We start from the raw sequence: 12,635 nt of genomic DNA, 5'->3' as shown, positions 1-12,635 counted from the left end.
CCCACCACCCCATGTGCGGCTGTGTGCGGCTAGCCGACGGTCGTGCTGCGGAGCGACTGCAGCGAGCCGTTCGCCATCGGCGTGTACCCGTGCACGGACGTCGCGGTCGCGGTGTACGTGTAGCTCGTGAACATCCAGATCCACGCGGCGTTGTTCTCGAGGTCGTCCGAGATCTTCGTGTAGATCGCCTTGCGGGCCTTCGGGTCGGTCGTGGCCTTGCCCTCGGCGAAGAGCGCGTCGAGCTCGGGCGAGCTGTACCCGGCGACCTTGTTGAGGTTGCCCGTGCTGGTGAAGTAGCGGCCGTACATGCCGTCCGGGTCCGGGCGTCCACCGTTGAGGGCCACCGCGGCGTCGAAGTCGCCGGCGATCCAGCGGTCGACGTACGCACCCGACTCGAGCACCTCGAGCTTGAGCGTGATGCCCGCCTCGGCGAGCTGCGCCGCGAGGTTCTGCGCCTCGTTGACCGAGGTCGCGTACTCACCCTGGGAGACGATCGTGTCGATCGTGACGCCCGAGCTCTTGCCCGCCTTGGCGAGGTATTCCTTGGCCTTCGCCAGGTCGCGCGTCGGGCACGGCCGCGACGTCGGGTCGGACTTGTACGCCGGTGACGTGATCGGGCCGGTCACCTCGCCCTCGCCGAGGGCTGCGGTGTCGAGGACCTGCTGACGGTCGATCGCGCACTGCATCGCGAGGCGCACGTTGACGTCGGTGAGGTCGCCGCGACGGGCGTTGAGCTGCAGCACGTGGTACGAGAGCTGCGGCGTCTTGGTCACGGTGACGTTCGGGCCCTCGGCGGTCTTGGCGACCAGCGGGTCGTCGAACACGGCCATCTGCACGTTCCCGGACTGGAGCGCGGAGACGATCGACGACTCGTCCGGGATGACGCGGAACTCGATGCTCGCGAGCGTGGGGGCGTCTCCCCAGTACGTCGGGTTCGCGGCGAGGGTGATCGACTGGCTCGGCTTGCGCGACTCGAGCTTGTACGGGCCGGTGCCGTCGGGCGTCGTGTTGAGCGCGGTCTCGGTCGCGCCGGCCGGGAGCATCGCCATGTTGACGGTGGCCAGGTTCGCGGGAAGGGCAGCGTCGGGGGCGGACAGGTTGAGCACGACGGTCGACGCGTCGGGCGCGTCGACCGAGGTCACGGCCGACAGCGAGGACCGGGCGACGGCGGCGGTCGCCTCGTCCTTGATCGCGTCGAGCGAGCTCTTGACCGACGCCGAGTCGAAGGCCGTGCCGTCGTCGAACGTCACGCCGGTGCGCAGGTGGAGCGTGAGGGTCTTCCCGTCGGCCGAGGCGTCCCACGACGTCGCGAGCCCGGGGACCACGTTGAGGTCCTTGTCGAACTGCGTCAACGTCCCGTAGATGTTCTCGAGCAGGTGGACGGCCTGGAACTGGGTGGCCTTCCACGGGAAGAGCGTGTCGGGGTCGCTGGTGACACCGATCACGAGGGATCCGCCGGCCTTGCCGGTGGTCGAGGACGGCGTGCTCGAGCTCGTGGGGCTCGAGCAGGCGGCCAGGGTGAGAACGGCGACGGACGCGACTGCGGCGATCCAGCCGCGTGTCGCGCGGGTGCGTGCTGACATGAACTGCTCCATTCGCTGCTGGGCGACCGTCGAGTCACGGTCAGGGCCCTCGGTGCGGTCGGGCGTTAAGCGCTCGCGTTCAGAGTAGGTCAAATCTGTACATCGGCGGTTACGATCATGTAACAAACTTCCGGGCGGGCTCGCACCCCTCGGCTGCCGCCCTGACGGCGTGACAGCATGTGGTCCCGAGCGACCGAGCAGCGAGAGGGCGGGGAGACGCAAGTGGACACGACGGCCGCGCGCGAGCACGAGTCCCGCACCGTCCTCGTCCGCATCCGCGAGGCGCGCCCCACGCTCCGCCGCTCCGAGCGCCAGGTCGCCGAGGTGCTGCTCGACGACCCCGTCGCCGCGGCGAACCTCTCGATCACCGAGCTCGCGGAACGCAGCCACACCTCCACCACCTCCGTGGTCCGCTTCTACCGGAGCGTCGGCTACACCCGGTACCAGGACCTCCGCCTCGACCTCGCGCAGGAGGCCGCCCGCGAGCGCCTCCAGACCTCCGACCTGCCCCCGGTGTCCGGTGACATCGACCAGGACGACACGATCGCGGACATCATCTCCAAGATCGCCCTCAGCGAGACGCTGTCGATCTCCGACACGGCGGCCGTCCTCGACACCGAGGCCCTGACCGCCGCGATCCACGCGATCCTCCGTGCCCGTCGCGTCGACATCTTCGGCGTCGGCGCCGGCTCGATCGTCGGCCTCGACCTGCAGCAGAAGCTCACCCGGATCGGCCTCACCGCGCTGATGTGGCACGACCCGCACGCGGCGCTGACGACGGCAGCCGTCCTCGACGAGAAGTGCGTGGCCTTCGCGGTCTCGCACTCCGGCACGACCACCGACACGGTCGACTACCTCACGCAGGCCCGGGCCCGAGGGGCGACGACGATCGCGCTCACGAACTTCAGCCGGTCGCCCCTGACCGCGGTCGCCGACATCGTGCTCCTCACCGCCGCCCGCGAGACGCTCTTCCGGTCGGGCGCCCTCGGCAGCAGGATCGCCCAGCTGACCGTCGTCGACTGCCTCTTCATCGGGATCGCCCAGGCGTCCTACGACCAGTCGGTCACCGCGCTGCAGCAGACCTACAGCGCGGTCCGTGCCCGGCGGATCCCCGCCGAGTAGGCGCGGGGCTCCCCGCCGAGTCAGCGCGGCGGCGCTGCCGGACCGTCCACCGGCCGGGTACCGTGCAGCCGTCAGCCCGGCCTGCTGACGGCGCAAGAGGGATCAGTCGCTACTCCGTGACGCCCGCAGGCAGCACCATCTCCAGCTCGGGGATGTCGCGCCCGTCCTGCGGGCCCGGCGTGCTGCCAGTCATGTCGCGACCCGTCTCGACAAATCCGTGCCGCGTGTAGAAGTCGATCGTCCGCGCGTTGTACGTCGCCACGTGCAGATAGATGTCGTGCTCGCGTCCGATGCTCGTGATCGCAGCCTCGATGAGCTGGTGACCCAGCCCCTTCCCTTGGGCCTCCGGCAGGACGTAGAGCCCGCCGAGTCGGAAGTGCTGCTCGTTCTCGTCGTAGAAGGGTGCGACATAGCCCAGGACGCGATCGCCCTGCTTCGCGACGACGATGTGGCAATCCGGGTCCTCGATGGCCTGACGCCATCTCTCGATCCGCCCGGAGACGCCCTCACCGTGCTCACCCTCGACGCGCGCGCGAATGCTCTCGACCGAGATGCCCAGCGCCTCGTTCGGGTACGTGCTCAACCAGGTCGTCCGCATGACGTCGTACACACCTGCGGCGTCCGACGACGTCGCCTGCTCGATGGAACAGGGAAACGCATCCGGTTCAGAGGATGCGGCACCGATCACTTCCCGACGGTATCAACGCCGCCCGGCCGGGAGGGTCAGCGCCTGACCTTGTCCACGAGGTGCGCCAGCGTGGTGATCGTGGCGATCGGACCGGCGACGAGGACCGCGAGCGCCACGATCAGCGCAACCCCCGCCATCACCCAGGCCGTCGTCGTCAACGCGGGCGCACCGCGGTACGTCGCGTTCGTGTAGTCGCGCCACGCCCGGACGCAGAGCACGGCGGACGCCACCACGCCGACGTACCAGATCGTGTCCGCACCGTGCATCGCGATGCCGACCATCCCCACCACCAGGAGGACCGCGAGCGCGCCACCGAACAGTGCAACGGCCCGGCGGCGCAGCGCGAGCGCCTCGTCGAGCCGGTTGCGCCGGTACTCGGCGGTCTCGACCACATGGTCGGCGAGATTGAGCGACTGCCCGAGCCGCACGGTGGGGACGTGGCCGAAGGTCGACGCCGGGGCCGGTGTCGGCTCCGGGTTCGGTGCCGGGACCGGACTCGGGGCCGGACCCGGAGCCGGGGCCGGCATCTGGTCGGGCCTGCCGACCGGCACCGTGTACTCCGTCCAGACCGAGCCGTCGAACCAGCGCAGCACGCCCGGGGTCGCCCCGTCGTCGTACCAGCCGGCGGCAGGAAACGGGTCCACGCACGGATTCTCGCAGCGCAACGGGCGCGGCCTCAGTCCGTTCGCGGCGGATCACCCGAACGGGTCGCGGACGACGACCTCAGACCGATCGCACGGGCCCAGCAGGCAGACACCTGCGTCCCGTGCGTGTCGGTCTCCTCCAGCACCGGAGCCAACCTGTCGGTCGCGGCGCCCGGCCAACGGTGGGAGTCTGGCTGTCAGGACGTGAGGCGACTGGTGCGTCCGCCGCGTCCGCGTGGTGGAGGCGCTCGAATGCTCGCTCCGATGAGACGGCTGACCCCGACGTCTCGACCCCGTGCTCCGAGGTGGCGACGATGACGGTCCGCAAGGCCAGGACCAACCTGCCCAGCGTGAACCGTGCCGAGCCGGCGGGGCTCGACCCGTCGTGGGCACCCTTGTACCGGGCCGGCGCCCTGTCGGCACTGGTGTTCGTGCTGCTCGTGCTGGTACCGGTCGTGCTGGTCTTCGCCGCGCCCATCCCCCCGACCGACGGACGCGCGTTGCTCGAGTACATCGATGCCCACAGGTTCGTCTACCTGACCGAGCTGGTGTGCTTCGTCGGGCTGAGCGTGCCCGCACTCGTCGTGTTCGCAGCCCTCGCCGTGGCGCTCAAGGGGGTGAACAAGAGCATGGCGGCCATCGGCGGACTGTTCGGGATCGCCTCCGAGACCATCGCGCTGGCCCTGGGCAGCAGCCCGCAGTCCCTGAACGGCGGGCTGGTCGTGCTCGCCGACTCCTACGCGGCGACCAGCTCGGGCGCCGAACGGGCGAGCCTGGTCAGCGCCGCGGACGCACTCATCGCGGCCACGAACGCGGTGTCCTGGGCCGGGGTCCTGACGGCCGCCGCGATCCTCGTCCTGTCCCTGACCATGCGGACCGGGCACGTCGGCCGCGTCGTCGCCACCCTCGGGGTCGTCACCGGCGCGGCCGGGATCGTCGCCGAGACGCTGCGACCCATGATCGGGTCGGGCTACGCGATCTACGGGCTCCTGCTGCCGGTCTGGTTCGCCCTCGTGGGCTGGAAGCTCCGTCAACTCGGCCGCCGGCGCACCTCGTGAGCGGGGCGCCCAGGAGCCTGGGCATCGCACGACCGGTCGACGAGATCGTCGACGCCGTGGTCCACCGTCGCTGACCCGACCCGGTCGCTCCACCCGGGTCATCAGCCCGGCGCGCGGCGGCGACATCTGGCCTGCGAGCCAGGTGCAGGCCGCTGTCCTGGGAAATCACCGACAGGGAGACGACAAAGGCCCGGCACCATGACGATGCCGGGCCAACGTCTCACTGTGCGCCCGAAGGGATTCGAACCCCCAACCTTCTGATCCGTAGTCAGATGCTCTATCCGTTGAGCTACGGGCGCATGGCCCAAGGGCCGGGGATGACGATACCGTCCCGGCGCCCCGTCCCCAAACCGGGCGCCACCGCGCACCCGCCCCCACCCCCCAGGCTGACCCGGCCCGCGACCCCAGGACGACACGTCGAGTCGAGGCTCACCCCGTCGTCCGACGCCGCGTCGAGGTGTCGGCGGCCATCATGGGCGCATGACCACGACCTCCTCCGACCTCGTCGCGCTCGGGCTGACCCAGACGTACGGCAGCGGTCTGAACGCCGCGCACGCCCTGATCGACGTCGAGCTGACGATCGCGGCCGGCGAGTCCGTCGCGATCATGGGCCCGTCCGGCTCGGGCAAGACGACGCTGCTGCACTGCCTCGCGGGGATCCTGCGCCCGACCGCCGGTTCAATCACGTGGCGCGGCGCGGACCTCACCACGCTCTCGGACGCCCGGCGCACCGTGCTCCGCCGCGAGGACTTCGGCTTCGTCTTCCAGTCCGGCCAGCTCCTCCCCGAGCTGCCCGCGGTCGAGAACGTCGCCCTGCCGCTCATGCTCGCGGGCACGTCCCGGCGCGACGCGTGCGCAGTGGCCTCCCGGTGGATCGACCACCTCGGCCTCGCAGGCCTGCAGGACCGTCGACCGGGCGAGCTGTCCGGCGGGCAGGCCCAGCGGGTGGCGATCGCCCGGGCGCTCGTCGGCGCACCCGGCGCGGTGTTCGCGGACGAGCCGACCGGGGCCCTCGACCGGGCGACCGGCCACGACACGATGCAGGTGCTCACCGAGAGCACCCGTGCCGCCGGCGCGACGCTCGTGGTCGTCACGCACGACCCTGAGGTCGCCCGCTGGTGCTCGCGCACCATCCAGGTGCAGGACGGCCGCATCACGACCGAGGCGATGACCCGGTGACCGCCGCGGTACGACTCTGGTGGCTGGTGCGCCGTCGCAGCGCCGGGCGCTCCGACCCGCAGGCCCTCACGAGCGGCCTCGCCGTGATCGCGTTCGGGGCGACGACGGCCGTCCTGCTCGTGGTCCTCGGGGGGATCGCCGCGTTCGACGGGAGGGCGGCCGGTCTCCCGCTGAGCGACGTCGAGAGCACCTACCCGGTCCTCGCCCGCATCGCTGCCGCGCTCCTGCTGATCCCGCTGGTGACCCTCGGGGGCGCGGCCGCAAGGCTCGTGGTCGCCCGACGCGACGCCCGGCTGGCCACGCTCCGGCTGTGCGGAGCGACGACGGCCCAGGTCGCGGTCGTCACCCTGCTCGAAGCCGGTGCGCAGGCGCTGGCCGGTGGGCTCGCCGGCGTCCTCGGGTACGCGGCACTGCTGCCGGCGGTTGCTCGCCTGCGGTTCGAGGGACGCACGTTCGACCTCGGCGAGCTGTGGGTCGGGGTCCCGACCGTCCTGGCCGCCGTGGGTGCGGTGACGGTCGTGGCGCTGCTCAGTGCGGTGTCCAGCCTGCGACGGGTGGCGATCACCCCGCTGGGGGTCGCGGCGCGCGTGCGACCGGCCGGGCTCCGGGCCGTCCGGCTCCTGACGATGCTCCTGGCGGCGGTGGCCTTCGGCGTGACGATGCGCTCGGACGTGAACGTCCCGGTCGTCGTGCTGGTCGGGCTGCTCGTGGTAGGCATCTCCACGATCAACGTCGTCGGTCCGTTCGTCGCGTACCTCCAGGGTCGGATCGTCACGGCGCGGGCCAAGGACGTCGCGACGCTGCTCGCCGGGCGCCGCCTGATGGACCAGCCGCGAACGGCCTGGCGCTCGGTCGGCGGGGTATCGCTCGCGACGTTCATCGCCGGCATCGCGAGCGTCATGGCAGTCCTCGACACCTCCACGACGACGTCGGCGTCCGACCACCAGTACCTGGCGGACCTGTCCACCGGGGCTCTGCTCACACTGGCGATCGCGGGCGTGCTCGCCGCGGTGTCCACCGGCGTCATGCAGTCCGGCCGGGTCATCGACCAGCGTGACCAGTACCGGGCCCTCGCGCTGGCCGGCACCGACCTCGCCGTCCTCGACAAGGCGCGCATGAAGGAGACGCTGCTCCCGCTCTACGCGGCGATCGGGACGTCGCTCGTCGCGGTGGGGCTCCTGCTCGTCCCTGCCATGGGGATGTCGGCCTTCACGCACGTCGACGTCGCGCTCAGGTTCGTGGGGTCGGTCCTCGCCGCGAGCCTGCTCGTCGTCGCCGGTGCCGCCGCGAGCCGCTCGACGATGCGGGTGGTGCTGCGCGACGACAGCCGGTGACCCGGCTGCGCCCAGGGACCCGGCTGCGCCCGGTGACCCGGTTGCGCCCGGTGACCCGGTTGCGCCCGGTGACCCGGTTGCGCCAGTGACCGAATGCGACTGTGACCGACGGCGACTGTGACCGACGGCGCTCCGGACCCGACAACACACCGAGCCCTGGAAATCAGGTCGCCCGCGGCGGGGCCGGTTCCTAGCATCGATGTCATGCCCGTTCCGGACTCCCGAGCGCTCCCGTCACTGGAGCCGCACGCCGCTGCCTCCCCGGCCCGCGTGGCCCGGGTCGACGCCGGCGCGGTGCTCGTGGTCCCGGGGGTGGAGCCGGGCGAGGAGCCACGTCGCGCCGTCCTCCCGCGCGGGGGTCTGGTCCCGTCCGACGACGGCGAGGACCTCGCCCCGACCGTCGGCGACGACGTCCTCGTCGTCGAGGACGACGAGCTGCGACTCGTCCGCGTCCTGCCACGCCGGTCCGCCCTCGTGCGGGACTCCGCGGGCCGCACGTCCCGCACCCAGGCCCTCGCGGCGAACGTCGACGTGGTCCTCGTCGTCGAGCACCTCGACCCCGCACCCCACCTGGGTCGCGTCGAACGCCTGCTCACGCTGGCGTGGGGCTCCGGCGCGCGACCCGTCGTGGTCCTCACCAAGGCCGACCTCGTGCCCGACGCGGAGGCCCTGCACCGCGACGTCGCCGCGGTCGCGCTCGGCGCCGACGTGCACACCGTCAGCGTCCCGACCGACGTCGGTCTTGCCCCGCTGCGCGCGCTGCTCGAGCCGGGGGTGACGCTCGTCGCCGTCGGCCCGTCGGGCGCGGGCAAGTCCACGCTCGTCAACGCCCTCGCCGGCACCGAGGTCATGGCCACCGGCGAGCGCCGCGCCGACGGCCGCGGACGGCACACGACGACGCACCGCGAGCTCGTCGGACTGCCCGGCGGCGCCTGGCTCATCGACACCCCTGGCGTGCGTGGCATCGGCCTCGTCGCCGACGACGACGCGCTCGACGCGACCTTCGCGGACGTCGTGGAGCTCGCACACCGCTGCCGATTCCGCGACTGCCGCCACACCGAAGAGCCGGGCTGCGCGGTGCGCGAGGCCATCGACTCCGGTGAGCTACCGGCCCGACGGCTCGACTCCTGGCGTCGCCTGGCCCGCGAGGCCGCCTACCAGGCCCGCCGCGGGGACGCCCGCCTGGCCGCCGACGAGCGCGCCCGCTGGAAGAAGATCGTCCGTGAGCACCGTGGCGACATCCGCCCGGACCCCTACCGGCGCTGATCGACCGCTGCCCGAGCGCGACGGGGACCTCGGGCTCGACGCGGGGCAGGACGCCCGCAGCTGCTCAAGTCCGCGCACGCCGTCGAGACGTCAACGAGCGGATGCCGACGCAGGCCGCTTCCGCACGTCGGTCCGCGCGCTGCTTGCACGCTTGACCGAGCTGCCGCGGACCACCAGCTCCGGCTGGAAGACGACCTCCCGCGGCGGGAGATCAGCACCGGCGATGCGTTCGATGAGCAGCCGCGCGGCGGCGGCTCCGATCTCGTAGGTCGGTTGACGCACGGTGGTGATGGACGGCTGGGTGAAGTCCGCCCACGGCAGGTCGTCGAAGCCGACGATGCTGACCTCGTCCGGGATCGCGACTCCGGCCTCGAGGCACGCACGAAGGGCACCGGCGAGCATCCGGTTGTTGGCGACGAACAGCGCGTCGGGTGGTTCCGGGAGCTCGAGCATCCGCTTGGCCGCCCGGTACCCGCCGTCCTCACGGAAGTTCGCATACTCGCAGAGGGCGGGTTCGTCAGGCAGCCGCGCGGCGGAGATCGCATCGCGGTAGCCGCCGAGGCGTTCCTCTGCGGTGCTCACCCCGCGCGGCCCGGTGATGCAGCCGACCCGGTGCGCCCCTGACTCCAGGAGGTGTCGCGTCGCGTTGCGTGCCCCGGCACGGGAGTCCGAGTGGACCGAGTCCGTCGGGTGGTGCACGAGCCGCCGGTCCAGCGCGACGATGGCGACTCCCTGGCTCACCAGCGGCTCGATGTCCGTCTCGTCCGAGGCCGGACTGATGATCACCCCGGCGACGGACTGCGACGCCAGGATGTTGACGTACGAGGCCTCCTTCTCGATGTTCTCGTCCGCGTTGCACAGCAGCACGGAGTAGCCGTGACGCCGTGCAGTGTCCTCGACGCCTCGGCACACCGAGGTGAAGAACGGGTTCTCGATGTCGGAGAAGACCAGCGCCAGGACGGTCGTCGTCTGGTTGCGCAGCCCGCGGGCCACGAGGTTCGGCCGGTACCCCAGCTCGTTGATCGCAGCACGTACGCGAGCGGTGAGCTCGGGATCGACGACCCCGCTCTGGTTCACGACCCGCGACACCGTCGCCGTTGACACGCCGGCTGCCGCGGCGACATCACGCATGGTGGCCAAGGTTCCCCCTCCTCATACATCCAGCTCGGTCACGCGGAGGTCCTAGGTCCGGGAGTACCGGCGCGCGATCGTCGATAGAGCGACAGCCAGGACCAGGATCCCGCCCTTGAAGATGTACTGCCAGAAGGTCGGGGTCCCCAGGAGGCTGAGCCCGTTGAACCCTACGTTGACGACGAGCACCCCGACCAGTGTGCCGACGATGTGGAACCTGCCATCACGCAGGGTGGCCGAGCCGATGAACACTGCGGCGAACGAGTCCATCAGGTAGCCGTCGGCAGCGCTCACGGTACCGCTGCCGAGCAGCGAGGCCAGCAGCACTCCGGTGATCGCGGCACACACGCCCGCGATCACGAACGCGGCGATCTTCGTCCGGTCGACCCGCACCCCGGCGAGACGCGCGGCCTCGGTGTTGGCGCCGACTGCCTGGATCCGCTGACCCAGTGGCGTGCGGTTGAGGACGAGCCAGAGAAGACCGAGGACGACGGCCATGAACCAGATCGGGTTCTGGACGCCGAGCGTCCGCCCGAGGGTGAGCTGCGCGAACGCCTGCGGCACCTGGACGATCGGCGAACCTGCCGTGTAGCCGTAGGCGAGCCCGACCAGCACCGTGCCGAGGCCAAGGGTCGCCACGACGGCGTTGACGCGCGCCTTGGTCACGAGCAGACCGTTCGCGGAACCCACGGCGCCCCCGATCAGCAGGGTCACGAGGATCGCCAGCGGCATCGCCAGGCCCTGCTTGGCCATCAGACCGGTGACCAGGATCCCTGCGAGGCTCGCCGCGTACCCGACGCTCAGGTCGAACTCACCGACCACCAGGACCATGGTGAGCCCGCTCGCGATGATCGCGGTGAGTGCCGACTGGTTGACGATGTTGAGCAGGTTGTTCGTCGTGAGGAAGATCCCGTTCGGGACCATCATCGCGAAGATGACGATCATGATCGCCATGGCGATCAGGGTTCCGTACTTGGAGACGATGGTGAGTGCCAGGGTCCTGCGACCCTTTGCCGCTGCCCCAGGCAGCGACTTCGCACTGACGTCAGCCGTGGTCGTGGTCATGACGCTGCAACCTTCCCTCGGTCGTGAGCGAAGCTCAACGACAGGATGTGATCGATGGTGATGTCGTCGCCGGTCAGCTCGCCCGTGATCGCCCCTTCGGCCATCACGACGACCCGGTCGCACAGCGCGACGAGCTCTTCGTTGTCGGAGGAGATGGCGAGGACTGCCGTTCCTTGAGCGGCGAGCTCACGGACGAGGCGGTGGACCTCGGCCCGGGCCCCGACGTCGACGCCTCTCGACGGCTCGTCGAGGATCAGGACCCTCGGCTTGTCGATCAGCCATCGGGCGATGGCGACCTTCTGCTGGTTCCCGCCGGAGAGCGCGCCGACGAGCTGTCGCACGTCTTTCGCCTTCACCGTGACACCGTCTGCGGCGATCTGCGCACGTCGCTGCGCCTCCCGCAGGCGGAGCAGCGGGAGCAGGCGATGCATCCGGAGCGAGTCCAGGGAGGCGATGTTGATGTTGAAGTCGATCGACCTGTCGAGGAACACCCCTTCGGATCGCCGCTCCTCGGGGACCATGCCGATCCCCGATCTGACCGCGTCGGCCGGTGCGGCGAAGTGGACCTCGGAGCCTGCGAGCAGGACCTGACCGGTGGTGCGCTTCGCTGCACCGAAGATGATGCGAGCGAGCTCGGTCCGCCCTGCTCCGACGAGCCCGCCAAGTCCGACGACCTCGCCGGATCGCACCTCCAGCGAGACTCCGTGGAGGGTCTTGGCGTCATGGATGTCGCGCACGTCGAGAACGACCTCGCCCGCGGTCGCCTTCTCGGCCGGGCGCGACGTGACGTCGATGTCCTGACCCACGATGGCCCGTACGAGCTCGGCGCGCGTGGTCGATGCGCGTGTCGTCTGCTGGACGACGGCGCCGTCCTTGAAGACGGTGATGTCCGAGCAGAGCGACGAGACCTCGTCGAGCCGGTGGGACACGAAGATGATCGCCTTGCCCTGGGCGACGAGGTCCCTGACGATCGCGTGGAGTCGTTCGGCCTCGCTCGCGGACAGCGACGCGGTCGGCTCGTCCATTGCGATCAGCCGCGCGTCGTGCATCAGGGCGCGCCCGATCATGACGAGCCACCGATCCGCCGTGCTGAGGTCGTCCACCTGCTTGTTGAGGCTGAACTCGATCCCGACCTGCTCGGCGACGGCGCGCGCACGCTGGCGGATCGGCCTCCAGTCGATCAGCCCCAGACGGGTCGTCGGCGGAACGCCCAGTGCCATGTTCCGGAGCACGCTCCACCCGGGCACCAGGCTCAGCTCCTGGTGGATGAAGGACAACCCGAGGTCCGATGCGTCGTGGGGTGTGGCGATCGTCACGGGCTCGCCGTCGATCACGATCTGCCCGCTGTCTGGCTGGGTGACCCCAGCCAGACAGCGGATCAGCGTCGACTTGCCGGCCCCGTTCGCACCGACGAGACCGTGCACCGCTCCCGGCCGGACCGAGAGCGAGACGTCACGCAACGCGTGGACCCCGCCGAAGGCCTTGCTCACGGAATCGATGACCACCATCGACTGCGTGTCGGCCGCCCGCACCCTCGTGTCCACCTGCTCGTCGCTCATCGCGTG

11 protein-coding genes and 1 tRNA gene are annotated in these 12,635 nt (G+C 70.9%); 5 read left to right on the top strand and 7 right to left on the bottom strand.

The annotated features are described in order from the left end of the window. Positions 1 to 29 precede the first annotated feature (29 nt). Entirely contained in the window at positions 30 to 1,583 is a 1,554-nt protein-coding gene (locus tag LJB74_RS11170; RefSeq protein ID WP_259308598.1) for an ABC transporter substrate-binding protein, read from the bottom strand. Between the two features lie 222 nt (positions 1,584 to 1,805). On the opposite strand from LJB74_RS11170, the gene LJB74_RS11165 reads away from it, so the two are divergent. Further along, a complete protein-coding gene (locus LJB74_RS11165; protein ID WP_259308597.1) occupies positions 1,806 to 2,705 on the top strand; it encodes a MurR/RpiR family transcriptional regulator in 900 nt (299 codons plus the stop codon). Positions 2,706 to 2,814: 109 nt separating this feature from the next. Here LJB74_RS11165 and LJB74_RS11160 read toward each other — a convergent pair whose 3' ends face one another. Both LJB74_RS11160 and LJB74_RS11155 read right to left on the bottom strand, forming a co-directional pair. Then, positions 2,815 to 3,393, bottom strand: coding sequence for a GNAT family N-acetyltransferase (locus LJB74_RS11160; RefSeq protein ID WP_259308596.1), 579 nt, complete (start codon positions 3,391 to 3,393; stop codon positions 2,815 to 2,817). Between the two features lie 35 nt (positions 3,394 to 3,428). Then, positions 3,429 to 4,037 (bottom strand): DUF2510 domain-containing protein, encoded by a 609-nt coding sequence (locus tag LJB74_RS11155; RefSeq protein WP_259308595.1) that lies wholly within the window; start codon positions 4,035 to 4,037, stop codon positions 3,429 to 3,431. Between the two features lie 314 nt (positions 4,038 to 4,351). Here LJB74_RS11155 and LJB74_RS11150 point away from each other — a divergent pair, with 314 nt between their 5' ends. Beyond that, a complete protein-coding gene (locus LJB74_RS11150; protein WP_259308594.1) occupies positions 4,352 to 5,095 on the top strand; it encodes a hypothetical protein in 744 nt (247 codons plus the stop codon). Positions 5,096 to 5,321: 226 nt separating this feature from the next. On the opposite strand, the gene LJB74_RS11145 is transcribed toward LJB74_RS11150, so the two are convergent. Continuing rightward, positions 5,322 to 5,394 (bottom strand) — tRNA-Arg (locus LJB74_RS11145). Between the two features lie 181 nt (positions 5,395 to 5,575). Between LJB74_RS11145 and LJB74_RS11140 the strand changes: the two genes are divergently transcribed. The 3 genes from LJB74_RS11140 (at position 5,576) to rsgA (ending at position 8,874) form a co-directional block, all read left to right on the top strand. After that, positions 5,576 to 6,274 (top strand): ABC transporter ATP-binding protein, encoded by a 699-nt coding sequence (locus LJB74_RS11140; RefSeq protein WP_259308593.1) that lies wholly within the window; start codon positions 5,576 to 5,578, stop codon positions 6,272 to 6,274. Then, complete coding sequence (locus LJB74_RS11135) at positions 6,271 to 7,608, top strand: FtsX-like permease family protein (protein ID WP_259308592.1); 1,338 nt, start codon at positions 6,271 to 6,273, stop codon at positions 7,606 to 7,608. Before LJB74_RS11140 ends, LJB74_RS11135 begins: the two co-directional genes overlap by 4 nt. A 204-nt stretch (positions 7,609 to 7,812) precedes the next feature. Then, positions 7,813 to 8,874, top strand: coding sequence for a ribosome small subunit-dependent GTPase A (gene rsgA, locus LJB74_RS11130; protein ID WP_259308591.1), 1,062 nt, complete (start codon positions 7,813 to 7,815; stop codon positions 8,872 to 8,874). Positions 8,875 to 8,964: 90 nt separating this feature from the next. Here the strand turns inward: rsgA and LJB74_RS11125 are convergent, their stop codons facing one another. From LJB74_RS11125 to LJB74_RS11115, 3 genes are read right to left on the bottom strand one after another with little or no spacing between them, the layout of a single operon-like run. Continuing rightward, positions 8,965 to 10,005 carry a LacI family DNA-binding transcriptional regulator gene (locus tag LJB74_RS11125; protein ID WP_259310345.1) on the bottom strand — a complete coding sequence of 347 codons (1,041 nt, stop codon included), beginning with the start codon at positions 10,003 to 10,005 and terminating at the stop codon, positions 8,965 to 8,967. A 51-nt stretch (positions 10,006 to 10,056) separates the two neighbouring features. Further along, positions 10,057 to 11,070, bottom strand: coding sequence for an ABC transporter permease (locus LJB74_RS11120; protein WP_259308590.1), 1,014 nt, complete (start codon positions 11,068 to 11,070; stop codon positions 10,057 to 10,059). Further along, the gene (locus LJB74_RS11115; protein WP_259308589.1) at positions 11,067 to 12,629 is read right to left on the bottom strand and encodes a sugar ABC transporter ATP-binding protein; all 1,563 of its coding nucleotides are present in this window, start codon (positions 12,627 to 12,629) and stop codon (positions 11,067 to 11,069) included. Before LJB74_RS11115 ends, LJB74_RS11120 begins: the two co-directional genes overlap by 4 nt. Positions 12,630 to 12,635 lie beyond the last annotated feature (6 nt).

Origin of the sequence: Cellulomonas sp. P24, assembly GCF_024704385.1 — a bacterium.
Lineage (GTDB): Bacteria > Actinomycetota > Actinomycetes > Actinomycetales > Cellulomonadaceae > JAJDFX01.
Note: the sequence above shows the minus strand (reverse complement) of the source record. Positions and strands in the feature narration are given on the sequence as shown.

Coding starts and splice junctions, on each gene's coding strand:
- LJB74_RS11170 (WP_259308598.1), bottom strand. CDS start 1,583: ATGTCAGCACGCACCCGCGCGACACGCGGCTGGATCGCCGCAGTCGCG.
- LJB74_RS11150 (WP_259308594.1), top strand. CDS start 4,352: ATGACGGTCCGCAAGGCCAGGACCAACCTGCCCAGCGTGAACCGTGCC.
- LJB74_RS11140 (WP_259308593.1), top strand. CDS start 5,576: ATGACCACGACCTCCTCCGACCTCGTCGCGCTCGGGCTGACCCAGACG.
- rsgA (WP_259308591.1), top strand. CDS start 7,813: ATGCCCGTTCCGGACTCCCGAGCGCTCCCGTCACTGGAGCCGCACGCC.
- LJB74_RS11125 (WP_259310345.1), bottom strand. CDS start 10,005: ATGCGTGATGTCGCCGCGGCAGCCGGCGTGTCAACGGCGACGGTGTCG.
- LJB74_RS11120 (WP_259308590.1), bottom strand. CDS start 11,070: ATGACCACGACCACGGCTGACGTCAGTGCGAAGTCGCTGCCTGGGGCA.
- LJB74_RS11115 (WP_259308589.1), bottom strand. CDS start 12,629: ATGAGCGACGAGCAGGTGGACACGAGGGTGCGGGCGGCCGACACGCAG.